Source organism: Streptomyces sp. NPDC031064, from assembly GCF_055570965.1.
Window position 1 is genome coordinate 1,574,753 of the sequence record NZ_JBVIGF010000001.1, and the last position, 25,056, is coordinate 1,599,808.

Genomic DNA, 25,056 nt, shown 5'->3' on the forward strand with positions numbered 1-25,056 from the left:
CCAACGAACCACGACATAAGGGATGTTCACCATGAAGCTTCGCAAGTCGGCCGCACTGGCCGTTGCCGTGCTCGCGCTGTCCGCGACCGCCTGTGGTGGCAAGGAGGGCTCCGCGGGCGACAAGCCGGCCGGCGTCCAGCCCGGCGCCACCAACGCGCCGGCCCTGCCGAAGTACGTCGTCGCCACGGGTGTGAACCTTGACTCGCCGACCTTCAAGGCGGCCAAGGAGCGCGGCAAGCTGATCATCGGCTCCAAGGCGGACCAGCCGTACCTCGGCTTCGAGGACCAGGCCACCAAGAAGCGCTCCGGCTTCGACGTCGAGATCGCCAAGATGATCGCCGCCGAGCTGGGCTTCACCGAGAACCAGATCGAGTGGAAGACGGTCGACTCCAGCACCCGCGAGACCGCCATCTCCAAGGGCCAGGTCGACTACTACGTCGGTACCTACACGATCAACGACAAGCGCAAGGCGCAGGTCGGCTTCGCGGGTCCGTACTACAAGGCCGGCGCCGACCTCCTGGTCCGCAAGGACGACACCTCGATCACCGGCCCGGACTCCGTCAAGGGCAAGAAGGTCTGCTCCATCAAGGGCTCCACGCCGCTCCAGGAGATCAAGCAGCCGAAGTACGGTGCCCAGACCACCGAGCTCGGCAAGTACTCCGACTGCGTCCAGCAGCTCCTGACCAAGCAGGTCGACGCGGTGACCACGGACGACGCGATCCTCAAGGGCTACGCCGCGCAGAACCCGACCAAGCTGAAGGTCGTCGGCAAGCCGTTCACGCAGGAGCCGTACGGCATCGGCATGAACAAGGAGGACAAGGTCCTGCGCGACGCGGTCAACAACGCGCTGGACAAGCGGATCAAGGACGGCACGTACAAGAAGATCTACGAGGCCACCCTGGGTCTGTCCGGCTCGGCCTACACCCCGCCGCCGGCGCTCGAGCGCTACTGATCGCGCCCCGCACCACCGCTTCACGACGAAGCGCCCCGTACCGATGCGTACGGGGCGCTCCGCCCCGTGCCAGGCGCGCACGCCGCACGACCGCAGGTGCCGCGGTACCGCAAGTACCGCAAGTACCGCAGGTACCGCAGGTACCGCAGGTACCGCACGTACCGCGGTGCCGCACGTACCGCACGCAACGGTCCTCACCCACCGGACCGGGCGCGCCGCACCGCACGACCGCACGCACTTTGACCGCCAGCCGCTGACCGCCGACGCGGAGACCCCATGAACGTACTGCTCGACCACTTCTCAGAGTTCCGCGACGGCTTCATAGGAACCGTGTCGATCACCGCCGTCAGCACCGCCATCGCGCTGGTCCTCGGCATCGTCATCGCCGGTTTCCGGGTCTCCCCGGTCCCGCCGCTGCGCTGGTTCGGCACCGCCTGGGTCACCCTGCTGCGCAACACGCCGCTGACGCTGCTGTTCCTGGTGACGACGTTCGTGGTGCCCGAGATCCTCTTCCCGGGCATGAGCGCCTTCGTCCTCGGCTCGATCGCGCTCGGCTTCTACACCTCCTCCTTCATCTGCGAGGCGGTCCGCTCCGGCATCAACACGGTGCCGCTGGGCCAGGCCGAGGCGGCCCGCTCCCTGGGCATGACGTTCTCGCAGACGCTGCGGCTCATCGTGCTGCCGCAGGCCACCCGTACCGTGCTGCCGCCGCTGAGCTCGATCCTCATCGCGCTCACCAAGAACTCGGCCATCGCGGGCGCCTTCAGCGTCACCGAACTCTTCGGCTGGCAGAAGCTGATGAGCGAAGAGGGTTACGACATCATCCCCATCTTCATCTGGGTCTCCCTCGCCTACCTGGTGGTCACGTTCTCCATCAGTGGTGTCTTCCGAGTCCTCGAGCGCCGCCTGGAGGTCGCCCGATGAGCGCCAGCGTTCTCTTCGACGCCCCCGGCCCCAAGGCCATCGTCCGCAACCGCGTCTACGCCGTGCTCGGCACCCTCGCGATCCTGGGGCTGCTCGCCGTCACGATCATGCGGCTGAGCGACAAGGGGCACCTCGCCCCCGAGATGTGGGACATCTTCAACTACGCGGGCATCCGGCAGAACATCGCCGACGCCATCCTCGCCACCCTCAAGGCGTTCGGCATCGCGGCCGTCGGCTCGCTGGTCCTGGGCGTACTGTTGGCCGTGGCCCGGCTCTCCGACCACAAGCCGGTCCGGTGGCTGGCGACCGGCTTCATCGAGCTGTTCCGCTCCATCCCGTTGCTGATCACCATCTACGCCGTGTGGGTCGGTTTCCTGACCGACTACTCGATGTGGGCGCTGGCGGTCGGCCTGTCGATCTACAACGGCTGCGTCCAGGCCGAGGTGCTGCGCGCCGGCGTCAACTCCGTGCCGAAGGGCCAGCGAGAGGCCGCGTACGCGCTCGGCATGAGCAAGACGCAGGTCATGACGACCGTGCTGCTCCCGCAGGCCGTCCGGGCGATGCTGCCGACGATCATCAGCCAGCTCGTGGTCACCCTCAAGGACACCTCGCTCGGCTTCATCATCCTGTACCCCGAGCTGCTCCAGACGGCCCGTCTGATCGCCTCCAACACGCAGGTCAACGGCATGTACCCGTACGTGTCGACGATCGTGGTGGTCGGTGCCATCTACGTCGCGATGTGCCTGGCGCTGTCCGCGCTCGCCACCTGGATCGAGAAGCGCGGCCGCCGCGCCAAGACGGGCATCGGAACGGCCGCGGCCGCCGACCCCGCCTCGAACGCCGTGCTGGCCGCCGAAGCCGGCAACGCCGTCGCCAAGGGCCCGCTTCCCGGTGGACCGGGCGGTGGTGACGGTGGTACCGGCACACCGGGGAACTGACGGTATGTGACATCATCCGGGTGTCTTACGGGTTGAACGGGGGCAGTGGCGGTCGCGCCGCTGCCCCCGTCACTTGACGCAAGCAGCGGCAGTGGGTTGCATACGTTCTGTGATCACGTCGCGTCGGGCTCCAGCCGTATTGTCCCGTGTTTCCCCTGCTCACGTACGGGTCTCAGGAGCCGCGTCGTGGACCCGGTGATCGTGGTCGGCGCCGGCCCGGTCGGGTTGGCGCTCTCCCTGGCGCTCGCCGCCCAGGGCGTGCCCTCCGTCGTCCTGGACGAGGGCCCCGGCAAGGAGGAGCCGCGCGCCGCGCGCACGGCCGTACTGCGCCCCGACACGGCGGCGTTCGTGGAGCGCCTCGGCTGCGCCACCGTACGGGACGAGGGCGCGCGCTGGACCGGCTGGCGGTCGATGCGCCGGCGGCAGCAGATGCGGCACTTCGAATTCGGCCCGGAGGCGCCCTCCCCGCTGCACATCCCGCAGCACGCCCTGACGCGCGGCCTGCGGGAGGCCATCGCCTCGCTCCCGGACCCGGATCTGGTGCGGGTGGTCACGCACAGCCGCGTGGACGGCATCGAGCAGGACGCGCACGGCGTCACGGCGCACACGCGCGGGCCCGGGGCGGTCTCGTGGCGCGGCAGCCACCTGGTCGGCTGCGACGGGGCCCGCTCGACCGTGCGCAAGCTGCTGGCCGTCCGCTTCCCGGGGCGTACGGCGGTCGAACGGCACGCCGTCGCCGCCCTCCACGTGGAACTGCCCTGGCCGGACGAGGCCCTGTTGCACCGTCAGCCGCCGTGGCGCGGCGTGGGCGAGGAGGTCACGGCCCGGCCGTTGCCGGACGGCGGCTGGCGGCTGGACTGGCTGCTGCCGCCGCGCGGCGACCTCGTGACGCCCGACGCGCTGGTGGCGCGCATCCGCGAGACCCTGTCCGGCTGGTGCGGTGCGACACCGGCGTACGACCTGGTCGACACCGGCGTCTACACGCTGCACCACCGGCTCGCGAAGCGCTGGCGGGTGGATCGCGCCTTCCTCGCCGGGGACGCCGCCCACCTGCTGGGCGCGCTCGGTACGCAAGGGCTCGACGAGGGGCTGCGGGACGTCGAGAACCTGGCGTGGAAGCTGGCGCTGGCGTGGCGCCACGGAGCCTCGGACGCCCTGCTGGACAGCTACCAGGCCGAGCGGCGCACGGCGGTCGCAGCCCGGCTGCGGGCGGCCGACCAGTCGCTGCCGGTGCTGCGCGGGGCGGGCGGGCTGCGGACGTACCTGCGGGGCGGCGGGCACGACGCGCTGCTGATGGACGGGCACGTGGGGCGCGGCCCGCTGGGTGCGCCGCCCGCGTACCCGCACTCCCCCCTCGCACCCCCGTACGCCGAGGGGCACACGAGCGTCGGTACGCCGCCGGGTGCGCCGGTCGCGGACGTGCGGGTGACGGCGCCGGAGGACGGCACGACGGTGCGGCTGCGGGACCGGCTGGGCCGCGGCAGGCTCCTGGCGGTGCTGGTCGCGCCGGGTACGGGGGTGTGGGACCGGCGGCACTGGATGTCCGCGGGCGTGATGCCCCGGCTGGTGGAGGCGGTGGCGGGGCTGCCGGTCGAGGGCGAGGTGCTGGTCACGGAGGCGTACCCGGGGGCGGCCGCGCACACCGTGCTGCTGGTGCGGCCCGACGGGAACCTGGCGGCGGCCTTCTCCGGGGTCCGGCCGGCGGAGCTGCACGCGGCGGCCGACGCGGTACGGGGCGGTGCTCCGTCGCCCGCGCACAGCGACCGGACGGCCGACGTGAACTGACGTCGATTGACGTGATGGGGAGTACGTGCTGTACTCCCGATCATGAACGGCACCGATGTGCGCCTGTGGCGGAGGGTCCACATGGACCTGGTCCGCTACGCGGGCTGCGTGTGTCGTCGGTCCTGCTGAACTCGCTCTTTTCCCTTACGCGCCGTTTCGCCGTGCGCGTCTTCCGCGACTTCATGTCCAGGACCCAGGACGGTTTCCCGTGTCCCAGCCTGTCTCCGCACCCGTGGCCACTGATGTGCCGACGGCTGCCCAGCTCCTCGCTTTCGTCCGCCGCACGGCGGCCGACGCCGAACTGATCGCCTCCCTTCCGCTCGACCCGGAGGGCCGCACATGGGTGCGGCTCGATGGGCCCGGCGGCAGCGAGGCGTGGCTCATCGGCTGGCCGCCCGGCACCGGCACGGGGTGGCACGACCACGCCGAGTCGCTCGGCGCCTTCGCCACCGCGCGCGGCGCCCTGAAGGAGAACTCCCTTTCCGTACGGCTGCCTTCGGGCGGCTGGCGGGCGCTCGAACTGAACGAGGACGTCGACCGCGAGCGCCTGCTGCGGGCAGGCGAGGGACGGGCGTTCGGCCGCCACCATGTCCACGAGGTGCTGAACGCCTCCCCTGCCGAGCACGCCGTGTCGGTCCACGCGTACTACCCGCCGCTTCCGCTGATCCGCCGCTTCAGCCGCACCGGCCCGGTGCTGCGACTGGAGCAGGTCGAGCGTCCGGAGGACTGGCAGTGAACATCGACGGGTTGCTGGAGCAGGTCCGGGCGGGCCTGAACCGCCTGACCCCGCCGGAGGCCTTCGCGGCCGCCGAGGCGGGTGACGCGCTGCTGGTGGACATCCGGTACGCGGCACTGCGCGAACGCGACGGGCTGATCCCCGGGGCCCTGGTCGTCGAACGCAACGAACTGGAGTGGCGCCTCGACCCCCACGGCACCCACCGCGCCCCGGAGGCGGTGAGCCACGACCTCCGCGTCGTGGTCGTCTGCGCCGAGGGCTACGCCTCCTCCCTCGCAGCCGCCTCCCTCCACCACCTGGGCCTCCACCGCGCCACCGACCTCATCGGCGGCTTCCAATCCTGGCAAGCCCACGGCCTCCCCATCACACCCCCCTGATCCCGACACGGCTACTGGTCCGGGGAGGCCCGGGGTCCCTGGGGAGGGGCGGGCGCCGGCGGGAGGCGCGGGGGCGGGGCGCCCTGGGGAGGTGGCGCCGTGAGCGGGAGGCCCCAGGGGCGGGCCAGCCGGGCCTGGGGAGGTGGCGCCGTGAGCGGGAGGCCCCAGGGGCGGGCCAGCCGGGCCTGGGGCGCTTCCAGGTGCGGGGAGATGGGGCTGGCATCCAGGCGGGGGTGAGCCCACCGGACCCCGGACCGCTGGGCGCGGAGCCCGGGCGGCACAAGCCCACCGGCGGGGAGGCCGCCCGGCACTGGCCGCCCCCTGAGCGGGCCCGGCCGTTCAGAGGGCGTCGAGGTCTTCGACGTCCTCGCCCTCTTCCGCCAGCGCCTGGCGCACCACTCGTAGGGCCATGCCCTCCGGGTAGCCCTTGCGGGCGAGCATGCCCGCGAGGCGGCGGAGGCGGCGGTCGCGGTCGAGGCCGCGGGTCGCCCGGAGCTTGCGGGCCACCAGCTCGCGGGCCGTCTCCTCCTCCTGCTCGGAGTCGAGCTGACCCACCGCTTCGTCGATCAGCTCGGCGTCCACCCCCTTGGTGCGCAATTCACATGCGAGCGCGCGGCGGGCCAGACCCCGGCCGTGGTGCCGGGACTCCACCCACGCGCCCGCGAAGGCCGCGTCGTCGATCAGGCCGACGTCCTCGAAGCGGGAGAGGACCTCGTCGGCGACCTCGTCCGGAATCTCACGTTTGCGCAACGCGTCCGCGAGCTGCTTGCGGGTGCGCGGGGTCCCGGTGAGCAGGCGCAGGCAGATCGCCCGCGCCCGCTCAGCCGGATCCTGGGGCGACAGCTCCTTCTCGGCCCTCGACGAGTCGTCGCTGTCGCCCGGCCATTCGGTGCGCCGGACCACGGGGTCAGGCCTTGGCGGCCGCGGTCTTGGTCGCCTTGGTGGCCTTGGCCGCCGGAGCCGGGACCGACTTCGCCGGCTCGTCGGCGGCCGCCGCGCCCGCCGCACCCGCCGCGTCCGTGCCGGGCTCCGCCGCCGGGGCCTCGGGCCGGACGCCGACGCCCAGCTTCTCCTTGATCTTCTTCTCGATCTCGTTGGCGAGGTCGGGGTTGTCCTTCAGGAAGTTGCGGGCGTTCTCCTTGCCCTGGCCGAGCTGGTCGCCCTCGTACGTGTACCAGGCGCCCGCCTTGCGCACGAAGCCGTGCTCGACGCCCATGTCGATCAGGCCGCCCTCGCGGCTGATGCCCTGGCCGTACAGGATGTCGAACTCGGCCTGCTTGAACGGCGGCGCGACCTTGTTCTTGACGACCTTGCAGCGGGTGCGGTTACCGACCGCCTCCGTGCCGTCCTTCAGCGTCTCGATCCGGCGGATGTCGATACGCACCGAGGCGTAGAACTTCAGCGCCCGGCCACCGGTCGTGGTCTCCGGCGAGCCGAACATCACGCCGATCTTCTCACGGAGCTGGTTGATGAAGATCGCCGTGGTCTTGGACTGGTTCAGCGCGCTGGTGATCTTCCGGAGCGCCTGGCTCATCAGACGGGCCTGGAGACCCACGTGCGAGTCACCCATCTCGCCCTCGATCTCCGCACGCGGCACGAGCGCGGCCACGGAGTCGATGACGATCAGGTCGAGCGCACCGGAGCGGACCAGCATGTCCACGATCTCCAGGGCCTGCTCGCCGTTGTCCGGCTGGGACAGAATCAGGTTGTCGATGTCGACACCGAGCTTCTTCGCGTACTCGGGGTCGAGGGCGTGCTCCGCGTCGACGAACGCGACCTGGCCGCCCGCCTTCTGCGCGTTGGCCACGGCGTGCAGGGTCAGGGTCGTCTTACCGGAGGACTCCGGGCCGTAGATCTCCACCACACGGCCGCGCGGCAGGCCGCCGACGCCGAGCGCGACGTCGAGCGCGGTCGAGCCGGTCGGGATGACCTCGATGGGCTCCCTCGACCTCTCGCCCATGCGCATCACTGCGCCCTTGCCGAATTGCCGTTCAATCTGTGCGAGCGCGGCGTCGAGCGCCTTCTCGCGGTCGGTTCCTGCCATGGGTTCCACCCGGTTTGCTTGAGTCGATCGCTTCACGTCAAAGACGCTAACCCCTGCCACTGACAATGGGCCCCGACGTCCCTCCGACCTGTGGATAACTCAGCGGCCGACACCTCGTCGCCCCCGTAATTCCGGGCCGGAACCCCCATAAGAATGGATGTTCGATTTTGCTGTCAAGCGAGCCACACCGCACCTCGCGGCGTGGCGTCAGGAGCCGTCCGCGGGCGGCACCGCGTGGCCCAGCTCCTTCTCCTTCTTCGCCCGCAGCGCCCGCTGCACACGGTCCAGCACGGCCTCCCCGTGCCGCCGGTGGCCGTGCATGCGCGGGTCCTCCGTCACGTCGTACCGCTTCACGTACGCGCCGAGGAACGCCTGGAGGGTCGCGACCGCCGGGATCGCGATGAGCGCGCCGACCGCGCCGAGCAGCGCGGTGCCCGCGACGACCGACCCGAAGGCCACGGCCGGGTGGATGTCGACGGTCTTCGCGGTCAGCTTGGGCTGCAGCACGTAGTTCTCGAACTGCTGGTACACCACGACGAACGCCAGCACCCACAGCGCGTACCAGGGGTTCTCGGTGAAGGCGATCAGCATCGGCAGGGCGCCCGCCAGGTAGGTGCCGATGGTGGGCAGGAACTGGGAGACCAGGCCCACCCAGACCGCCAGCGCGGGCGCGTACGGCACCCCCAGGAACTCCAGCAGGACGTAGTGGGCGACGCCCGAGATGAGCGCCATCAGACCGCGCGAGTACAGGTAGCCGCCGGTCTTGTCCACGGCGATCTCCCAGGCGCGCAGCACCTCGGCCTGCTTGGCGGGCGGCAGGACGGAGCACAGGGCCCGGCGCAGCCTCGGGCCGTCCGCCGCGAAGTAGAACGAGAACAGGAAGATCGTCAGGAGCTTGAACAGCCCGCCGAGCACGGTCGCGGAGACGTCCAGCACTCCGCTCGCGCTGTTCTGGACGTACTTCCGCAGCCAGTCCGAGCGCAGCAGGCTGTCCTGGACCTCGACCCGGGACAGCTCGGTGTGGAAGGTGCGGTTGATCCAGTTGATCAGCGAGTCGAGGTACCGGGGGAAGTCCTCGACGATCTCCACGATCTGGCCGGCCAGCATCGAGCCGAGCAGCACGACGAACCCGATGCTCGCCGCCAGGACGGCGAAGAAGACCAGGAAGGTGGCGAGGCCGCGGCGCATCCCCCGGGCGGCCATCCGCCCCACGGCCGGTTCGATCGCCAGCGCCAGGAAGAACGCGATGAGGATGTTCATCAGCAGGCCGATGAGCTGGTGGAACGCCCAACTGCCCAGTTGGAAGCAGGCGTACAGGGCGAGCGCCAGGACCATGGCCTTCGGGAGCCAGCGGGGCATGCGGGCGGCGGGAGCCCCTCCCCGGGTCGGCGCGCCGCCGGCCGAGCCGCCCCCGGCCGACGCGGACGCGGTCGGCCCGGACGCGGTCGGCGCGGACGCGGTCGGCGCGGACGCGGTCGGCCCGGCCGTCGCGGACGTGGACGCGGTCGTCGTGGTCGTCGCCGGCTCTGCCGTCCTGCTCGGCGGCACGGGGACCGCGTGGGCGGCCGGTGACGCGGGGTCGCCGGTCACCGGCTCGGTGGTCGTCGTCTCGGTCTCGTCAGTCGGGGCCACGCAGCAAGTCTCGCGTACGGCGGTGACAAGCGGGCGGTCAGCCCGGGGAGCATCGCGTCACACCATCACCGCGGCGCCCCACCACCGCGTCACCGCTTGTCCGCGGGCACGTCCACGGCCGCGCAGACCGCGCGCCACACGTCCTTGGCCTCCCACCCCTCCTCCAGCGCCTGGTACACCGTCCGGCCGCCCAGCTCGGACATGACATGGTCCCGAGCGAAGGACTCGGCGTACACCTCACCGAAGTGGTCCGCCATCCGCTCCCAGAAAATCGTCAACCGCATGCCTCGAGTATCCCGCTCCTGAGAGTGCAGCCCTGTCCACGCCGCTTGCCGAAAGCCCTTTCCGCCCTACGGTCGGAACATGGCTGGAACTCCCCTCTCGCGCGCCGAGCACTTCATCTGGCTGACGGCCCGCGTGCTCGAACAGCGGCGGTTCGCTTACCACTTCCTGGGTGGTGGCGCCGACCCCGTGGAGGCCGCCCTGAACGCGTACCTCAATGAGGACGGGGGTTACGGCCACGCCCTGGAGCCGGATCTGCGCGGGCCCGTCAGCCAGCCGCTGCACACCGCGCACGCGCTGCGGGTGCTGGACTCCATCGGCCGCTGCGGCGGGCTGCGCGTGGAGCGCGTCTGCCGCTACCTGACGGGGGTGTCCACGCACGACGGTGCCCTCCCGGCCCTCCACCCCTCGATCCGTGGTTATCCGGTCGCGCCGTTCATGCCGGTCGTGGACGATCCGCCGAGCGAGCTGCTGGCGACCGGCCCGGTCGTCGGGGTGCTCCACCGCAACCAGGTGTGGCACGCGTGGCTGTTCCGCGCCACGGACTTCTGCTGGGCCGCCGTGGAGGCGCTGGAGAAGTCGCATCCGTACGAGATCCAGGCCGCCGTCGCGTTCCTGGACGGCGTTCCGGACCGTGCCCGCGCGGAGGCCGTCGCGGACCGGCTCGGCCGCCTGGTGCGGGAGCAGCGGCTGGCGGTGCTGGACCCCGACCACCTCGACGAGTATCCGGTCGCGCCCGGCTACGCCCCGGACGAGCACCACTTCCCGCACGACTACGCGCGCGTGCCGGACTCGCTCGCCCGGCGCTGGTTCACGGACGAGGAGATGGCCCGCTCCCTGGACCACCTCGCGGCCGACCAGGAGGAGGACGGCGGCTGGCCGGTCAGGTGGCGCCAGTGGGCGCCGGGCACGGCCCTGGAGTCGCGTCCGGTCGTGACGATCGAGGCGCTGCGCACGCTGCGGGCGCACGGCCGCCGCATCGGCGGCTGACCGCCGCCCGCCGAGCGTACGGTCATGGCCCTGCCCTCAGCCCCCGATGGCCCGTACCCCCGCCGTCACCACGACCGCGGCGGCGACCACGACCAGGAAGGGGGCCCGCAGCACCAGGGCGAGTGCCGCCGCGGCCAGACCGGCTCCCCGCGCGTCCACCACGAGCGCGCTGTTGGTGCTGAAGGTCTGCTGTGCGGTCAGCGCGGCCAGCAGGGCGACGGGAAGCAGCGCCGCCAGCCGCTGCACGAGCGGCCGCTCCAGCGCCCCGGCGGGCACCAGGAGGCCGACCAGCTTCAGGAGGTAGCAGCCGGCGGCGGTCAGGCCTATGGCGATCCAGATGTTCAACGGTCCGTCCCCTCCGCGTCCGCACGGCCGGTCTTACGTCCCTGGTGCCACAGCACGACGGGCGCGGCGAGTGCCGCGACCAGTACCGGCACCCCGGCGGGCAGCACCGGCAGGAAGCCGAGGCCCAGGACGACGGCGAACGCGGCGACGGCCCGTTCGGTGGTCGTGCGCAGCATGGGCGCCAGCAGGGCGAGGAAGACGGCGGGCCCCGCGGCGTCCAGTCCCCACGCGTTCGTGTCCCCGATGGCCTCGGCGCCCAGCGCTCCGAGGAGCGTGGTCAGGTTCCACAGCACATAGAGGGTGAGTCCGGTGACGGTGAAGCCGATGCGGGCGGCCCGCCGGTCCGGCTGGGCGAGCGACACGGCCGCCGTCTCGTCGATGACCCAGTGGGCGGCGAACGGCCTCACCGACCACCGCAGGGCGAGGAGCTGTGACAGCCGCAGCCCGTAGAAGGCGTTACGGGTGCCGAGGAAGAACGCGCCCGCGGCGGCGGTGAACGGGTTCCCGCCCGCCGCCAGCGCCCCGACGAGCGCGAACTGCGAGGCACCGGTGAAGACGAGCAGGCTGAGCGCGCAGGTCTGGAGGAGGCCGAGCCCCGCCCCGGCCGAGGTCACGCCGAACGCGAAGCCGGAGAGTCCGACGGCCACGCCGACGCCGAGCGCGTCACGTACGACGGCCCGGTCGGGCTTGGCCGCGGCCGGTGGGCCCGCTTCCACGAGTGCTGTCTGTTCGAGTGCTGTCTGTTCTGCCACGCCCCGACGTTACGAACCCGGGGGCTCCCCGGTCTTGTACGTTCTTGCGCGCTCGCGCTGGTAGGCGCCCGGCGGCACCCCGACGATCCGGGTGAAGTGCCGGTTGAGGTGGGGTTGGTCGGTGAAGCCGACCGCGGCGGCGGCAGCGGCCGGGGACGTGCCGGACTCCAGCAGGTGGCGGGCGGTACGCACGCGTGCGTTGGTCAGCCAGGTGTGCGGGGGCATGCCGTAGGCGGCCTTGAAGGCGCGCAACAGGGCGAAGGGGCTGGTGTCGAACTCCCGTGCCAGCTCGTCCAGGGACGGCGGGTCGGCCATGCGCTGCTGGAGGAGTTCCCTGGCCAGGGCGGCCGTGCGGGCCCCGGCGTCGACCGGGCGGCGCCGGGGCAGCGACTGGCCGTGGCGGCGCAGCAGGCGCGCGACGGCCACCCGGAGGAGGCTGTCGGCGGCCAGCGCGTTGCCTTCCTCGGCCGCCCGGTGCACGGCGCTGATGAGCCGGGCGGTGTCCTCGTCCTCGACGATGGTCTCGGCGAAGCCGGCGGTGCCGCGCAGGGTCGTCTCCTCCTCCGCGATCGCGGCGACGAGCGCCGACGACGGGTAGAGGGTCGCGTAGGACCAGCCCTCGGGCACCCCGGCGTGCGCGGAGTGCGGCACCTCGGGGTTGATCATGACTACGGTGCCGGGGCGGGCCCGGATGGTGCCCTCGGGCATGACCACGTCCTCGACCCCGCGCCGCACGGCGCCGAGGACGAACCCCTCATGGCTGTGCCGGGTGAAGGAATGGCGTACGTAGCGGGCGCGGAGCAGGTCGAGCCCGGGCACGCCGGGGTACTGCCAGTGCCGGGCCCATTCGCCTTCGCTCTCCCGCCCCCGCCTGCTCGCCATTCCTCCATTCTGCGTCCCGCGCACGCCGCTGACCTGAGCGTCCACGGTGCGGACAGCGCCGCCGCGCCGGATTGTCAGTGGCGGGGTGCACGATGGGGGGCATGGCCAGGACTGCGCTCGATACCTTCTCCCCCGCGACCCGCGGCTGGTTCACGGGGGCCTTCCGCGCGCCCACCGCGGCCCAGGAAGGTGCCTGGCGGGCCATCGGCGAGGGCTCGGACGTCCTCGTCGTGGCCCCGACCGGGTCCGGCAAGACGCTGGCCGCGTTCCTCGCCTCCCTGGACCGACTCGCGTCCACACCGCCGCCGGCCGACGCCAAGAAGCGCTGCCGCGTGCTGTACGTGTCTCCGCTCAAGGCGCTCGCGGTCGACGTCGAGCGCAATCTGCGCAGTCCGCTGACCGGCATCCGCCAGGAGTCCGTCCGCCTCGGCCTGCCGGAGCCGGACGTGCGGGTCGGCATCCGCTCGGGCGACACCCCGGCCGCCGAGCGGCGCTCGCTCGCCACCCGGCCGCCGGACATCCTGATCACCACGCCCGAGTCGCTGTTCCTGATGCTCACCTCCGCCACGCGGGACGCCCTGTCCGGCGTCGAGACGGTGATCCTGGACGAGGTGCACGCGGTCGCGGGCACGAAGCGGGGCGCCCACCTCGCGCTTTCCCTGGAGCGGCTCGACGAGCTGCTGCCACGCCCGGCCCGCCGTATCGGGCTGTCCGCGACGGTCCGGCCGGTGGACGAGGTCGCCCGCTATCTGTCGCCCCAGCGGAAGGTGGAGATCGTCCAGCCGCCCTCCGGCAAGGAGTTCGACCTGTCGGTGGTCGTCCCGGTCGAGGACCTGGGTGAGCTCGGGGGCTCCCCCGCGACGGACACGGACCAGGCCGAGCGGCCGTCGATCTGGCCGCATGTCGAGGAGCGGATCGCCGACCTCGTCCAGGCCCACCGCTCGACGATCGTCTTCGCCAACTCCCGGCGGCTGGCCGAGCGTCTGTGCAACCGGCTCAATGAGATCGCCTACGAGCGGGCCACCGGAGAGGCCCTCCCCGAGGACCAGTCCCCCGCCGAGGTGATGGCCCAGTCCGGCGCGGCGAAGGGCGCCCCGCCGCTGCTGGCGCGGGCGCACCACGGCTCGGTCTCCAAGGAGCAGCGGGCCCTGGTCGAGGAGGACCTCAAGGCGGGCCGGCTGCCCGCCGTGGTCGCCACCTCCAGCCTGGAGCTGGGCATCGACATGGGGGCGGTCGACCTGGTCGTCCAGGTCGAGTCGCCGCCGTCCGTGGCCTCCGGCCTCCAGCGCGTCGGCCGCGCCGGGCACCAGGTGGGCGCCGTGTCGACGGGCGTGGTGTTCCCCAAGTACCGGGGCGACCTGGTGCAGGCGGCAGTGGTCACCGAACGGATGCGCTCCGGCTCCATCGAGTCGATGCGGATCCCGGCCAATCCGCTGGACGTGCTGGCCCAGCAGCTCGTCGCCATGGTCGCCCTGGACACCTGGCAGTTCGACGACCTGCTCGCCGTCGTCCGGCGGGCCGCGCCGTTCGCCTCGCTGCCCGAATCGGCGTTCACGGCCGTCCTGGACATGCTCGCCGGGCGCTATCCGTCCGACGCGTTCGCCGAGCTGCGCCCGCGCGTGGTGTGGGACCGCGTCGCGGGCACGGTGACGGGCCGCCCGGGGGCGCAGCGCCTGGCCGTCACCTCCGGCGGGACGATCCCCGACCGGGGCCTGTTCGGGGTGTTCCTGGCGGGCGCCGACCCGAAGAAGGGCGGCGGGCGGGTCGGCGAGCTGGACGAGGAGATGGTGTACGAGTCGCGGGTCGGCGACGTGTTCACCCTGGGCACGTCCTCGTGGCGCATCGAGGACATCACGCGCGACCGGGTGCTGGTCTCCCCCGCCCCGGGCGTGCCGGGCCGGCTGCCGTTCTGGAAGGGCGACCAGCTCGGCCGCCCGCTGGAGCTGGGCCGTGCGGTGGGCGCGTTCCTCCGCGAGGTGGGCTCGCTGGCGCCGGACGACGCGCGGCTGCGCCTGCTGGCGGCGGGCCTGGACGCCTGGGCGGCGGACAACGTCCTGGCGTACCTGGACGAGCAGCGTCAGGCGTGCGGCCATGTGCCGGACGACCGCACCATCCTGGTGGAGCGGTTCCGCGACGAGCTGGGCGACTGGCGGGTGGTGGTGCACTCGCCGTTCGGCGCGCAGGTGCACGCCCCGTGGGCGCTGGCGCTGGGCGCCCGGCTCACCGAGCGGTACGGCATGGACGCCCAGGTGATGCACGCCGACGACGGCATCGTGCTGCGGCTTCCCGACGCGGACCTGATGGGCCTGGACCTGCTCGACCAGGACCCGGCCGCCCCGGGCCTGGAGTACGACGGCGACCAGGCGCCGGTCGGCGCCGCCGACGTCCTGTTCGACAAGGGCGAGGTCGACCAGATCGTCACCGACCAGGTCGGCGGCTCGGCGCTGTTCGCCTCCCGTTTCCGCGAGTGCGCGGCCCGCGCCCTGCTGCTGCCGCGCCGCAACCCGGGGAAGCGCACGCCCCTGTGGCAGCAGCGCCAGCGCGCCGCCCAACTGCTCCAGGTGGCCAGCGAGTTCGGGTCGTTCCCCATCGTCCTGGAGGCGGTCCGCGAATGCCTCCAGGACGTCTTCGACGTCCCCGGGCTCAGGGAGCTGATGGGCGACATCGAGTCCCGCCGCGTCCGGCTGGTCGAGGTCACGACACCCGAGCCGTCCCCGTTCGCCCGCTCACTGCTGTTCGGCTACGTGGCGCAGTTCCTGTACGAGGGTGACTCGCCGCTCGCCGAGCGGCGGGCCGCCGCGCTGTCCCTGGACTCGCGGCTCCTGGCGGAGCTGCTGGGCCAGGCGGAGCTGCGCGAGCTGCTGGACGCGGACGTCCTGACCGAGCTGGAGAGCGAGCTCCAGTGGCTGACCGAGGACCGCCGCGTCAAGGACGTGGAGGGCGTCGCCGACGTGCTGCGCGTCCTCGGCCCCCTCACCGACGCCGAGCTGGTCGAGCGCGGCGCCGACCCCGAGTGGCCCCGGCACCTGGCGACGACCCGCCGGGCCATCCGGGTCCGGGTCGCGGGCGCCGACCACTGGGCGGCCGTCGAGGACGCGGGGCGGCTCCGCGACGCCCTGGGCACCGCCCTGCCGGTCGGCGTCCCGGAGGCGTTCACCGAGCCGGTCAAGGACCCGCTCGGCGACCTCCTCGCGCGGTACGCGCGCACGCACGGGCCGTTCACGTCCGCCCAGGCCGCCGCCCGGTTCGGTCTCGGCGTCGCCGTCACCGACGGCGCCCTGCACCGCCTGGCCGCCGCCGGCCGTGTCGTCCAGGGCGAGTTCCACCCGTCCGGCATCGGCCAGGAGTGGTGCGACGCGGCCGTGCTGCGCCGGCTGCGCCGCCGTTCGCTGGCCGCCCTCCGCCACGAGCTGGAGCCGGTCCCCCCGGCCGCGCTCGCCACCTTCCTGCCCCAGTGGCAGCACCTGGGCAGCAACAGCCTGCGCGGCATCGACGGGCTGGCCCGCGCCATCGAACAGCTCCAGGGCGCCCCGGTGCCCGCCTCCGCCCTCGAAAAGCTGATCCTGCCCTCCCGCGTCTCCGGCTACAGCCCGGCCATGCTCGACGAGTTGACCACCACCGGCGAGGTGGTGTGGGCCGGCGCGGGTGCCCTGCCCGGCAAGGACGGCTGGGTGTCGCTCTACCTGGCCGACGCCGCGCCCCTGCTGCTCCCACCGCCGCACCCGCTGGAGCTCACCGCCCTCCACGAGTCGGTCCTGACCGCCCTCTCCGGCGGTTACGGCCTGTTCTTCCGGCAGATCGCCGACCAGGTCCGCGCCACCACGCACCCCGACGCCACCGACCCCCAGCTCGCCGACGCCCTGTGGGACCTGGCCTGGTCCGGGCGGCTGACCAACGACACCCTGGCGCCGCTGCGCTCCCTGCTCGGCTCAGGCCGTACGGCGGGCTCCACCGCCCACCGCGCCAAGCGCACGGTCCCCCGCGGCCGGTACGGCACGCTGACCGCCGCCGCCCGCCCGGCCGGCCGCCCCGCGTCCCGCTCCGGCCCGCCCACCGTCAGCGGCCGCTGGTCGCTCCTCCCGCCGCCCGAGCCGGAGCCCACCCACCGCGCCCACGCCCTGGCACGCACCCTGCTGGACCGGCACGGCGTCGTCACGCGCGGCGCGGTGGCCGCAGAGGGCGTGGAGGGCGGGTTCTCGGCGACGTACCGCGTCCTGTCGGCCTTCGAGGACAGCGGCCAGGCCCGCCGCGGCTATGTCGTCGAGGGGCTGGGAGCCGCCCAGTTCGCGATGGACGGCGCCGTGGACCGGCTCCGCGCGGCGGCCACGGCCCGCGACCGCGCCGACGCCGCGGCCGCCCCGCGCGCGGTCGTCCTCGCCGCCGCCGACCCGGCCAACGCGTACGGCGCGGCACTGTCCTGGCCCGAGCCCCCCACCGGCGCCGGCCACAAACCCGGCCGCAAGGCGGGCGCCCTCGTGGTCCTCGTCGACGGGGAGCTCACGCTCTACATGGAGCGCGGCGGCAAGACCCTGCTGTCCTGGCCCACCGACCCGGACGACCCGGCGCTCCATGCCGCCGCCGACGCCCTCGCGGCGGCCGCCCGCGCGGGCTCGCTGGGCACCGTCACGGTCGAGCGGATCAACGGCGCCGCCGCCCTCACCTCGCCCCTCTCCCGCTCCCTGGAGGCGGCCGGCTTCCACGCGACACCGAGAGGCCTCCGCCTCCGCGCCTAGGGCGCCCGGACGTCCCGGGCCTCCCGGGCCGGGAGGCCCGGGAGGCCCGGGAGGCTCGGACAGGCCCGGGCCCCAAGCGCCCGCCCCCAAGCCCCCACCCCGTGCCCCAGCCCCACACCGCGAGCCCCCACCGCGAGCCCAGCCCCACACCGCGAGCCCGCACCCCGTGCCGCAGCCCCACACCCCGGCCCACGCCGCCGACCCACACCCGGAGCCCCACAACCCTCGCCCCACACCCCCCGAGAGCCCGTCGTCGGACCCGAAGAACAGCCCCCGCACCACGGAGCCGCCCCACACGCCCGGCCCCGCCCTCGGAGCCCTGTCCTCCCGCATCATGGACCCATGCCCGAAGGAGACACCGTCTGGCTGACCGCCCGGCGCCTGCACACAGCCCTCGCGGGCCAACTGCTGACCCGCTCCGACCTGCGGGTTCCGCGCCTGGCCACCGCCGACCTCACCGGGCGGACGCTGCTCGACGTCACCCCGCGCGGCAAGCACCTCCTCACCCGCATCGAGGGCGGCCTCACCCTCCACTCCCACCTCCAGATGGACGGCGCCTGGCGCGTCTACGCACCCGAGGAACGCTGGAGCGGGGGCCCCGGCCACCAGATCCGGGCCATCCTCGGAACCACCACCCACACCGCCGTCGGCTACCGACTCCCCGTCCTGGACCTGATCCGCACCAAGGACGAGCCGTCCGTCGTCGGCCATCTCGGGCCCGATCTGCTCGGTCCGGACTGGGACTTCGAGGAGGCGGTGCGCAGGGTGTGCGCCGACCCTGCCCGCCCGCTCGGCGAAGCGCTCCTGGACCAGCGGAATCTGGCGGGCATCGGCAACGTCTACAAGTGCGAGCTCGCCTTCCTCGCCCGGGTCACGCCCTGGCTGCCGGTCGGCGAACTCCCGCCCGGCGTTCCCGAACGGCTGATCGCCACCGCGCACCGCCTCCTGGAGGCCAACAAGGAACGCTTCGACCGCCGCACGATCACCACCACCGACCGCCCCGACCGCAAGCTCTACGTCTACGGCCGCAAGAACCAGCCCTGCTACCGCTGCGGCACCCCCATCCGCCGCAAGGAGGAGACCGGACGGGACCGTATCTCCTACTGGTGCCCGGGCTGCCAGTCGGGCCCCGGACCGGACCCGGCCCCTCCCGCCCTCTGAAGACCGACGGCCAATTGACGATCCGTCAGATCACGTCGTACCGTCCCGGCATGCCACTCCCGGCGTACGACCTCACCGGCCGCACCGCATTCGTCACCGGGGCCGCGGGCGGCATCGGCCGCGCGACCGCCATCCTGCTCGCCGAGGCGGGCGCCACCGTTCACTGCGCGGACCGCGACGCGGTGGGCCTGCACGGCACACGCGCGCTGATCGGGAAGCAGGGCGGCACGGCCCACACGCACACCCTGGACGTGACCGACCACGCCGCCCTCCGTGCCGCCGTGGAGGACGCCGGCGCCCTCCACGTCATGGCCGCCATCGCGGGCGTGATGCACACCAGCACGGTCCTGGAGACGACGGACGAGGACCTCGACCGCGTGTTCGCCGTCAACTTCAAGGGCGTCCTGTACGCGGGCCAGGAGGCGGCCCGCTCCATGATCACGAACGGCGTGCCCGGCTCCATCGTCACGATGGCGTCCGGCGCGGTGGACGCGGCGAGCCCCGGCCTGCTCTGCTACAGCGCGGCCAAGGCCGCCGTGGTCCAGCTCACCCGGACCCTCGCCACCGAGCTGGGACCGCACGGCATCCGTGTCAACGCCGTCGCGCCCGGCTGGGTCCGTACGCCCATGACGCAGCGCCATGAAGCCGAGCAGCAGCGGCGGGTCGAGGCGGGGATGGTGCGAATGTCCCCACTCGGCCGGGTCGGGGAGCCGGAGGACATCGCCCACACGGTCCTCCACCTGGCCTCCGACGCCTCACGTTTCACGACGGGTCAGATCCTCCGCCCCAACGGCGGCGTAGCCATGCCCTGGTAGACGGCACGGCGCAACGCGGAGCGGTACGGGTGGTCCGGGCGGTACGGGCCGAGGCCACGTGTACGGGCAACAGGCTCAGCCCCCAGCCGCCCGCCGCCATGGTGCCCTCGAGGAGTCCGGCCTGCCCTGGTGCCAGCGCCAGTCTCAGCACCGCCCACCACCACAGCCCGCCCAGCACCAGCGCGAGCGCGAGCGCCGGCAGGGGAACCCGTCGCCGTACCATGGCCGCCTCCTCCGGTCGACGCTAGACCGGGACGATCACATGACGGGAGGGCGTACCGTTGCGCGCCTCCGGCGCACGCCGGGCGCCGCGGTACACCCTCCCGTCCGATCCATCTCCGTGCTCGTCTCCGTCTCCGTACTTGCCGGCATCGCCACGCTCGTCGACAACCCCGGAGCCCGTCGACATCCCCGGAGCCCGCCAACACCTCCGGAGCCCGCCGACACTCCCGGAGCCCGCCAACACCTCCGGAGCCCGCCGACACCTCCGACGCCTGCCGACGCCTCCGGTGCCTGTGGACTCGCTACGGGTTGTCCGCCTGGCGGCTCTCCGCCTGGAACATCCAGGCATGCTTTTCGAGGTCCGCGGTGAGCTCGATCAGCAGGTCCTGCGTCACCGGGTCGGGCTTGTCGGTCTCTTCGATCCGCTCACGCATCCGCCCGATCACGGTCACGAGCGCGTCGACCATGATGCGCACGGCTTCGTCGTCCTTGATCCAGCCGGTCGGCACGTTCTTGATCGCCGTGCTGGACGCGATCGTGCCGGCTCGCCCGTCCGGGGTGACACCCAGCGCCGAGGCGCGCTCCGCCATGACGTCGGAGTGCTGGCGGGCAGTGGCCACGACCTCGTCGAGCTGAAGGTGGATGGACCGGAAACGCGGCCCAACCACGTTCCAGTGCACCTGCTTCGCCACCAGGGACAGGTCCACCGCGTCCACCAGTGCGCCTTGCAGGGCTTCGCCGACCACCTTCAGGTCGGCGTCGGACAGCGGGCTCTTCACGACAGACATTCCGAATCCTCCGTTCCCGGCGTGCGGCGGGAGCGCACGCCCGACCACCATTGCACATACGACCTAAAACGGGCATTCGGGGTAAACGAAAGCCCCGGTCGGCCATTCGGGTACCCGACCGGGGCTCAGCCCAAAACGTGTGCTCCCACGTACGCTCCCAAAAAAGCGAGAGCGTCAGGCGGCGACGACGTCCACCGCCTCCGCGGGCGCCTTGATCGTCACCCGCTCCGTCGGCACACCCGCCACCGACGTCACGGACACAGAATTGAGCATCGGGCGTACTGGTGCCGGCACCGGCTCACTCGCCGCTGCCGATTCGGCCAGCTCAGCCAGCGAGAGCTCGTCGCTCACCTCTCGCATGAGCTCGGACATCCGTACGTCAAGCGCGTCGCAGATGGCGGAGAGCAGCTCGGAGGAAGCCTCCTTCTGCCCCCGCTCCACCTCGGAGAGATAGCCGAGCGAAACTCGGGCGGACGAGGAGACTTCGCGCAGAGTACGGCCCTGGCGCTGGCGCTGCCGACGCAGCACGTCACCCAACAGGCGACGGAGCAGAATCATCGGTGGCTCCCTCCTCGGACCGTGTAGCCGCATCCTTCACGCCCCACCGTACCGCCTCGCGCTGCGGCCGTGCGGGGAGCGATGACGTGTTCACTCAGGGCTGCAAACATCCGTTCCCCCCGTTCTGTTCCGTATCCTGTGCCCGCGCGTTCTCCGAGAGTTGGTCCGCGAGCAGTTCCAGCACGCTCCGTACACTCTCTCTACGGATTTCCGCACGGTCGCCGTTCAATCGCAGTGCGGCGACTTTCCCCGCACCCAGGGGCCCGCCGTCCGGCCCACAGACGGCCACGTACACCGTGCCCACGGGCTGCCCGTCCTGCGGTTCGGGCCCCGCGACGCCCGTCGTGGCGATCCCCCATCCGGCCCCGAGCCGGGCCCGTACACCTGCCGCCATCTGCAACGCGACCTCGGGATCGACGGCTCCGCGCTGCGCCAGCAGGGCGCCGTCGACGCCGAGCAGGTCCTGCTTCAGCGCGGTCGCGTACGCCGTGACCGACCCCAGGAACGATTTCGAGGCCCCGGGCACGGACGTCAGCTCCGCCGCCACCAGACCACCCGTGAGTGACTCCGCGACGGCGACCGTCTGGTTACTCTCCGCAAGGAGAGCGAGAGCCCGCACCGCCGGATTCATCGCCCCGACTCCCTCCGGGAGCGCTCCGCCCGTTCCGCGGCGAGTCCCTGACGTCGCAGCACCACCGCCTGCCGCACGTAGTCGAGGCCGGTGACGACCGTCAGCACGACGGCCACCGCCATCACCCAGAAGCGCAGTGTCGCCAGCGGCCCGGTCAGCATCAGAACGTACATCCCGACCGCCGTGCCCTGCGCCAGGGTCTTCATCTTGCCGCCGCGACTGGCCGGAATGACTCCGTGCCGGATCACCCAGAACCGCATCAGCGTGATGCCCAGCTCACGGAAGAGGATCACTCCGGTCACCCACCAGGGCAGGTCCCCGAGCGCCGAGAGGCAGATCAGTCCGGCCGCCATGATCGCCTTGTCGGCGATCGGGTCGGCGATCTTCCCGAAGTCCGTGACCAGGTTGTACGCGCGCGCCAGGTGACCGTCGAAGATGTCGGTGATCATGGCGACGGCGAACGCCGCCCACGCCCAGGCCCGCCAGGCCGGGTCATACCCGCCGTCCTGGAGCATGAGCACTACGAAGGCCGGCACGAGCACCAGCCGCACCATGGTGAGGATGTTGGCGATGTTCCACAGGCTGGCCTGATTGACGGCCGCAGCGCCCAGCTTGCCGCCGGGCGCCGGCCTACCCGTACCGCCCGCCGCGGATGCCGGGGCTCCGGTCATCTGCCCGCCTCCTCAAGGCACTGGGCCAGCAGGTCGACGCCCTCCGTGCCGACGACCTTGGCCGAGACCATACGGCCGGGCACCAGGCCCGCGGCCGAGGTGAAGACCACCTGGCCGTCGGTCTCGGGCGCCTGGTGCGCGGCGCGGCCGACGGCGCCGTCCCCGTCCGGCGTCTCGTCCACCGACTCGACCAGTACTTCCAGGGTCTCGCCGAGCCGCTCCTCCGCACGCTGGGCGGTCAGCTCCTCGGCGAGCCGGGACAGGTGGGCGAGCCGCTCGTCGACAACGTCCTGGTCCAGCTTGTTCTCGTACGTGGCGGCTTCCGTACCGTCCTCGTCCGAGTACCCGAAGACGCCGATGGCGTCGAGACGGGCGTGCGTGATGAAGCGTTCCAGCTCCGCGAAGTCCTCCTCGCTCTCGCCGGGGAAGCCGACGATGAAGTTGGACCGCACACCGGCCTGGGGCGCCTTGCCCCGGATGGTGTCCAGCAGCTCCAGGAACCGGTCGGTGTCCCCGAAGCGCCGCATGGAGCGCAGCACGTCGGGAGCCGAGTGCTGGAAGGACAGGTCGAAGTACGGCGCGACCTTCTCGGTCGACGTCAGGACGTCGATGAGCCCGGGCCGCATCTCGGCGGGCTGGAGGTAGCTGACGCGTACGCGCTCGATCCCGTCGACCGCCGCCAGCTCCGGCAGCAGGGTCTCCAGGAGGCGGATGTCGCCGAGGTCCTTCCCGTACGAGGTGTTGTTCTCGGAGACCAGCATGATCTCCTTCACGCCCTGCTCGGCCAGCCAGCGCGTCTCGCCCAGGACGTCGCTGGGGCGCCGGGAGACGAAGGAGCCGCGGAAGGACGGGATGGCGCAGAACGAGCATCGGCGGTCGCAGCCGGAGGCGAGCTTCACCGAGGCGACCGGGCTGGTGCCGAGCCGGCGGCGCAGCGGGGCACGCGGCCCGGACGCCGGGGCGACGCCCTCGGGCAGGTCCTGCGGGGCCGGCGCGGGCTCCTGGGAGTGGCCCGGCAGGGCCACCTCGGCGGCGGCCTGCTGCCGCTGCACGGGGCTGAGCGGGAGAAGCTTGCGCCGGTCGCGCGGGGTGTGGGCCTCCACGCTGCCGCCGCTCAGGATGGTCTGGAGGCGGCTGGAGATGTCGGCGTAGTCGTCGAAGCCGAGCACCCCGTCGGCCTCGGGCAGCGCCTCGGCGAGCTCCTTGCCGTACCGCTCGGCCATGCAGCCCACGGCGACCACGGCCTGGGTGCGGCCGTGGTCCTTGAGGTCATTGGCTTCGAGCAGGGCGTCGACGGAGTCCTTCTTGGCGGCCTCGACGAAGCCACAGGTGTTGACGACCGCGACGTCCGCGTCGGCGGCTTCCTCGACGAGCTCCCAGCCGTCCGCTGCCAAGCGGCCTGCGAGCTCCTCCGAGTCCACCTCGTTACGGGCGCAGCCAAGAGTGACAAGGGCGACGGTACGGCGTTCGGGCATGGACTCAAGACTACTTTGTCCCAGCGACACCCCCGCCGCTCAGGGGTCACACCCCTGGCGGCTGTCCGGGGCCACCCCCGATGCCCCGTCCGTAAACCACCCGACCCAGTGGTCCGCCGCCCCACGCCGCCCGCCGCGGCGCCCCAGGCCGCCCCACAGCGCCTCGAAAGCGCCCGCCACGGCGCCCCAGTGCCCCGCACCCGTCACCTCGCACCCCGCGCCCCCGCCGGACAACGCCCCGCACCCGCCACCCAGGCGCGGCGGCCCCGGGGCGCCCGAGCAGCCCAGGCGCGCCCCAGCAGCCCAGGCGCGCCCGAGCGGCCGGATGCCCGCGAGCAGGCCCGGCGGCATCCGAGCGGCCCCGAGGCGCCCGAGCGGCCCGTACACGCCAGATACGGCGGGCACGGCACGGGCACGGCACGGGCACGGCGGCGGTCAGCCGACCTGCGGGTCGCCCTTCGTGTACGACAGGCGCTCGACCTGGCCGGCCTCGAACTCGTCCTCGACCTTCTTGCCGTTCACGAACAGCTCGATCGCCCCGGCGTTGCCCAGGATGAGGTCCAGCCGCTCGTCGTCCTGGAACGTCTTGGTGTCGCCCTTGAGCAGCAGCCCGTCGAACAGCAGCTTGCCGTCGCGCGCCTTGGCCGAGATCCAGCTCTTGTCGTCCGTCGCGGTCAACCGGACCGTGACCTTGTCCTTGGGCGCCGCCGCGATGGCGCTCTCCGACGGCGCGGGCGGCGGGGCGACCACCTTGGGCGGCTTCGGCTTGCTGGTGGGCTTCTGCGCCGGAGCCGGGCCCTCGGCCACGTTGTTGCTGCGGGAGCCGCCGCCGTCACCGTTGAACATGGTGAAGCCGACGAACCCGATCACCGCGACGATCGCGGCGACCATGGCGGCCGTCCAGTTGGGCCGCCGCCGGTCCGGGCGGATGCGTTCGGCCTCGAACAGCGGCGCGGCGGGCGTCGGCGCGGGACGGCCGCCGTGCTCGGCGTCGTACTGCTCGACCAGGGCGACGGGATCGAGCCCGACCGCACGCGCGAGCGTACGGATGTGGCCACGGGCGTACACGTCGCCGCCGCATCGCGTGAAGTCGTCGTCCTCGATCGCGTGGACGATCGGGATGCGGACGCGGGTGGAGGTGCTGACCTCCTCGACCGTCAGGCCGGCGTCGGTGCGTGCCTGCCGCAGTACACGGCCGATCGAGGGCCGGGCGTCCTCGGGAGCGTCCGGGACGTCCGGAGCCTCGGGAGCGTCCGGGACCTTGGAGGCGTCCGGAGCCCCGGGAGCGTCCGGGAGAGCGTCGTCGGGGGTCGAAGGCCGGTCGTCTTCGGGGGAGTTGCCGATGGACACGGGGGCGCCTTTC

The 25,056-nt window shown here is 72.7% G+C and carries 23 protein-coding genes and 2 pseudogenes; 11 read left to right on the forward strand and 14 right to left on the reverse strand.

Features of this window, described 5'->3' with window-relative positions:
- Positions 1-31 precede the first annotated feature (31 nt).
- The 7 genes from ACZ46W_RS06565 to ACZ46W_RS06595 all read left to right on the forward strand — a co-directional run bounded on the left by ACZ46W_RS06565 (position 32) and on the right by ACZ46W_RS06595 (position 5,712).
- Complete coding sequence (locus tag ACZ46W_RS06565) at positions 32-952, forward strand: glutamate ABC transporter substrate-binding protein (RefSeq protein WP_468332231.1); 921 nt, start codon at positions 32-34, stop codon at positions 950-952.
- Between the two features lie 276 nt (positions 953-1,228).
- The gene (locus ACZ46W_RS06570; protein ID WP_366129631.1) at positions 1,229-1,876 is read left to right on the forward strand and encodes an amino acid ABC transporter permease; all 648 of its coding nucleotides are present in this window, start codon (positions 1,229-1,231) and stop codon (positions 1,874-1,876) included.
- Positions 1,873-2,814: an amino acid ABC transporter permease gene (locus ACZ46W_RS06575; RefSeq protein WP_468332235.1), complete on the forward strand. Its 942-nt coding sequence runs from the start codon at positions 1,873-1,875 to the stop codon at positions 2,812-2,814. The genes ACZ46W_RS06570 and ACZ46W_RS06575 overlap by 4 nt, the downstream gene beginning before the upstream one ends.
- Positions 2,815-3,000: 186 nt before the next feature.
- Positions 3,001-4,599, forward strand: coding sequence for an FAD-dependent monooxygenase (locus tag ACZ46W_RS06580; RefSeq protein WP_468332238.1), 1,599 nt, complete (start codon positions 3,001-3,003; stop codon positions 4,597-4,599).
- Positions 4,600-4,641: 42 nt separating this feature from the next.
- Complete coding sequence (locus tag ACZ46W_RS06585) at positions 4,642-4,728, forward strand: putative leader peptide (protein ID WP_338015579.1); 87 nt, start codon at positions 4,642-4,644, stop codon at positions 4,726-4,728.
- Positions 4,729-4,807: 79 nt separating this feature from the next.
- Positions 4,808-5,335, forward strand: a complete 528-nt coding sequence (locus ACZ46W_RS06590) for a cupin domain-containing protein (RefSeq protein WP_468332241.1) — start codon at positions 4,808-4,810, stop codon at positions 5,333-5,335.
- A complete protein-coding gene (locus ACZ46W_RS06595) occupies positions 5,332-5,712 on the forward strand; it encodes a rhodanese-like domain-containing protein (RefSeq protein ID WP_468332244.1) in 381 nt (126 codons plus the stop codon). Before ACZ46W_RS06590 ends, ACZ46W_RS06595 begins: the two co-directional genes overlap by 4 nt.
- 339 nt (positions 5,713-6,051) lie before the next feature.
- Here the strand turns inward: ACZ46W_RS06595 and recX are convergent.
- The 4 genes and pseudogenes from recX to ACZ46W_RS06615 form a co-directional block, all read right to left on the reverse strand.
- Positions 6,052-6,747 (reverse strand): annotated as a pseudogene (gene recX, locus ACZ46W_RS06600) (recombination regulator RecX); the annotation flags it as partial.
- 85 nt (positions 6,748-6,832) lie between these two features.
- Positions 6,833-7,756, reverse strand: a pseudogene (gene recA / locus ACZ46W_RS06605) (recombinase RecA); the annotation flags it as partial.
- Between the two features lie 207 nt (positions 7,757-7,963).
- On the reverse strand, positions 7,964-9,115 hold the full coding sequence (locus ACZ46W_RS06610) for an AI-2E family transporter (RefSeq protein WP_468332498.1): 1,152 nt from the start codon (positions 9,113-9,115) through the stop codon (positions 7,964-7,966).
- A 362-nt stretch (positions 9,116-9,477) separates the two neighbouring features.
- Positions 9,478-9,672: a DUF3046 domain-containing protein gene (locus tag ACZ46W_RS06615; RefSeq protein WP_468332247.1), complete on the reverse strand. Its 195-nt coding sequence runs from the start codon at positions 9,670-9,672 to the stop codon at positions 9,478-9,480.
- 79 nt (positions 9,673-9,751) lie between these two features.
- Here ACZ46W_RS06615 and ACZ46W_RS06620 point away from each other — a divergent pair, with 79 nt between their 5' ends.
- Positions 9,752-10,660 carry a hypothetical protein gene (locus ACZ46W_RS06620; RefSeq protein WP_468332250.1) on the forward strand — a complete coding sequence of 303 codons (909 nt, stop codon included), beginning with the start codon at positions 9,752-9,754 and terminating at the stop codon, positions 10,658-10,660.
- A 36-nt stretch (positions 10,661-10,696) separates the two neighbouring features.
- On the opposite strand, the gene ACZ46W_RS06625 is transcribed toward ACZ46W_RS06620, so the two are convergent.
- The 3 genes from ACZ46W_RS06625 to ACZ46W_RS06635 are packed head-to-tail and all read right to left on the reverse strand — an operon-like array spanning position 10,697 to position 12,639.
- The gene (locus ACZ46W_RS06625) at positions 10,697-11,005 is read right to left on the reverse strand and encodes an AzlD domain-containing protein (protein WP_468332253.1); all 309 of its coding nucleotides are present in this window, start codon (positions 11,003-11,005) and stop codon (positions 10,697-10,699) included.
- The gene (locus ACZ46W_RS06630) at positions 11,002-11,757 is read right to left on the reverse strand and encodes an AzlC family ABC transporter permease (protein ID WP_468332256.1); all 756 of its coding nucleotides are present in this window, start codon (positions 11,755-11,757) and stop codon (positions 11,002-11,004) included. Before ACZ46W_RS06630 ends, ACZ46W_RS06625 begins: the two co-directional genes overlap by 4 nt.
- Positions 11,758-11,766: 9 nt before the next feature.
- Positions 11,767-12,639 (reverse strand): AraC family transcriptional regulator, encoded by an 873-nt coding sequence (locus ACZ46W_RS06635; RefSeq protein WP_468332259.1) that lies wholly within the window; start codon positions 12,637-12,639, stop codon positions 11,767-11,769.
- 101 nt (positions 12,640-12,740) lie between these two features.
- Here ACZ46W_RS06635 and ACZ46W_RS06640 point away from each other — a divergent pair, with 101 nt between their 5' ends.
- From ACZ46W_RS06640 to ACZ46W_RS06650, 3 genes are all read left to right on the forward strand, one after another.
- Positions 12,741-17,372, forward strand: a complete 4,632-nt coding sequence (locus tag ACZ46W_RS06640) for an ATP-dependent helicase (protein ID WP_468332262.1) — start codon at positions 12,741-12,743, stop codon at positions 17,370-17,372.
- Positions 17,373-17,714: 342 nt separating this feature from the next.
- Positions 17,715-18,533 (forward strand): Fpg/Nei family DNA glycosylase, encoded by an 819-nt coding sequence (locus ACZ46W_RS06645; protein WP_468332265.1) that lies wholly within the window; start codon positions 17,715-17,717, stop codon positions 18,531-18,533.
- A 50-nt stretch (positions 18,534-18,583) separates the two neighbouring features.
- Positions 18,584-19,348 (forward strand): SDR family NAD(P)-dependent oxidoreductase, encoded by a 765-nt coding sequence (locus tag ACZ46W_RS06650; protein ID WP_468332268.1) that lies wholly within the window; start codon positions 18,584-18,586, stop codon positions 19,346-19,348.
- Here ACZ46W_RS06650 and ACZ46W_RS06655 read toward each other — a convergent pair.
- From ACZ46W_RS06655 to ACZ46W_RS06685, 7 genes are all read right to left on the reverse strand, one after another.
- On the reverse strand, positions 19,296-19,571 hold the full coding sequence (locus ACZ46W_RS06655; protein ID WP_468332271.1) for a hypothetical protein: 276 nt from the start codon (positions 19,569-19,571) through the stop codon (positions 19,296-19,298). The two genes, ACZ46W_RS06650 and ACZ46W_RS06655, sit on opposite strands and share 53 nt — an antisense overlap.
- 301 nt (positions 19,572-19,872) lie before the next feature.
- Positions 19,873-20,358, reverse strand: coding sequence for a Dps family protein (locus ACZ46W_RS06660; protein ID WP_366129616.1), 486 nt, complete (start codon positions 20,356-20,358; stop codon positions 19,873-19,875).
- A gap of 174 nt (positions 20,359-20,532) precedes the next feature.
- The gene (locus ACZ46W_RS06665) at positions 20,533-20,916 is read right to left on the reverse strand and encodes a helix-turn-helix domain-containing protein (RefSeq protein ID WP_019889909.1); all 384 of its coding nucleotides are present in this window, start codon (positions 20,914-20,916) and stop codon (positions 20,533-20,535) included.
- A 94-nt stretch (positions 20,917-21,010) separates the two neighbouring features.
- The gene (locus tag ACZ46W_RS06670; protein WP_468332274.1) at positions 21,011-21,547 is read right to left on the reverse strand and encodes a CinA family protein; all 537 of its coding nucleotides are present in this window, start codon (positions 21,545-21,547) and stop codon (positions 21,011-21,013) included.
- On the reverse strand, positions 21,544-22,218 hold the full coding sequence (pgsA, locus tag ACZ46W_RS06675; protein WP_468332277.1) for a CDP-diacylglycerol--glycerol-3-phosphate 3-phosphatidyltransferase: 675 nt from the start codon (positions 22,216-22,218) through the stop codon (positions 21,544-21,546). Before pgsA ends, ACZ46W_RS06670 begins: the two co-directional genes overlap by 4 nt.
- Positions 22,215-23,693 (reverse strand): 30S ribosomal protein S12 methylthiotransferase RimO, encoded by a 1,479-nt coding sequence (gene rimO, locus ACZ46W_RS06680; RefSeq protein ID WP_468332280.1) that lies wholly within the window; start codon positions 23,691-23,693, stop codon positions 22,215-22,217. The genes pgsA and rimO overlap by 4 nt, the downstream gene beginning before the upstream one ends.
- Positions 23,694-24,128: 435 nt before the next feature.
- A complete protein-coding gene (locus tag ACZ46W_RS06685; RefSeq protein WP_468332283.1) occupies positions 24,129-25,043 on the reverse strand; it encodes a helix-turn-helix domain-containing protein in 915 nt (304 codons plus the stop codon).
- Between the last annotated feature and the right edge of the window lie 13 nt (positions 25,044-25,056).

Bases quoted from the DNA above. Each gene is read 5' to 3' on its own strand.
- ACZ46W_RS06565 (WP_468332231.1), top strand. From the start codon at position 32: ATGAAGCTTCGCAAGTCGGCCGCACTGGCCGTTGCCGTGCTCGCGCTG.
- ACZ46W_RS06570 (WP_366129631.1), top strand. From the start codon at position 1,229: ATGAACGTACTGCTCGACCACTTCTCAGAGTTCCGCGACGGCTTCATA.
- ACZ46W_RS06575 (WP_468332235.1), top strand. From the start codon at position 1,873: ATGAGCGCCAGCGTTCTCTTCGACGCCCCCGGCCCCAAGGCCATCGTC.
- ACZ46W_RS06585 (WP_338015579.1), top strand. From the start codon at position 4,642: ATGAACGGCACCGATGTGCGCCTGTGGCGGAGGGTCCACATGGACCTG.
- ACZ46W_RS06610 (WP_468332498.1), bottom strand. From the start codon at position 9,115: ATGCCCCGCTGGCTCCCGAAGGCCATGGTCCTGGCGCTCGCCCTGTAC.
- ACZ46W_RS06615 (WP_468332247.1), bottom strand. From the start codon at position 9,672: ATGCGGTTGACGATTTTCTGGGAGCGGATGGCGGACCACTTCGGTGAG.
- ACZ46W_RS06620 (WP_468332250.1), top strand. From the start codon at position 9,752: ATGGCTGGAACTCCCCTCTCGCGCGCCGAGCACTTCATCTGGCTGACG.
- ACZ46W_RS06635 (WP_468332259.1), bottom strand. From the start codon at position 12,639: ATGGCGAGCAGGCGGGGGCGGGAGAGCGAAGGCGAATGGGCCCGGCAC.
- ACZ46W_RS06640 (WP_468332262.1), top strand. From the start codon at position 12,741: ATGGCCAGGACTGCGCTCGATACCTTCTCCCCCGCGACCCGCGGCTGG.
- ACZ46W_RS06645 (WP_468332265.1), top strand. From the start codon at position 17,715: ATGCCCGAAGGAGACACCGTCTGGCTGACCGCCCGGCGCCTGCACACA.
- ACZ46W_RS06650 (WP_468332268.1), top strand. From the start codon at position 18,584: ATGCCACTCCCGGCGTACGACCTCACCGGCCGCACCGCATTCGTCACC.
- ACZ46W_RS06655 (WP_468332271.1), bottom strand. From the start codon at position 19,571: ATGGTACGGCGACGGGTTCCCCTGCCGGCGCTCGCGCTCGCGCTGGTG.
- ACZ46W_RS06660 (WP_366129616.1), bottom strand. From the start codon at position 20,358: ATGTCTGTCGTGAAGAGCCCGCTGTCCGACGCCGACCTGAAGGTGGTC.
- ACZ46W_RS06665 (WP_019889909.1), bottom strand. From the start codon at position 20,916: ATGATTCTGCTCCGTCGCCTGTTGGGTGACGTGCTGCGTCGGCAGCGC.
- ACZ46W_RS06670 (WP_468332274.1), bottom strand. From the start codon at position 21,547: ATGAATCCGGCGGTGCGGGCTCTCGCTCTCCTTGCGGAGAGTAACCAG.
- pgsA (WP_468332277.1), bottom strand. From the start codon at position 22,218: ATGACCGGAGCCCCGGCATCCGCGGCGGGCGGTACGGGTAGGCCGGCG.
- rimO (WP_468332280.1), bottom strand. From the start codon at position 23,693: ATGCCCGAACGCCGTACCGTCGCCCTTGTCACTCTTGGCTGCGCCCGT.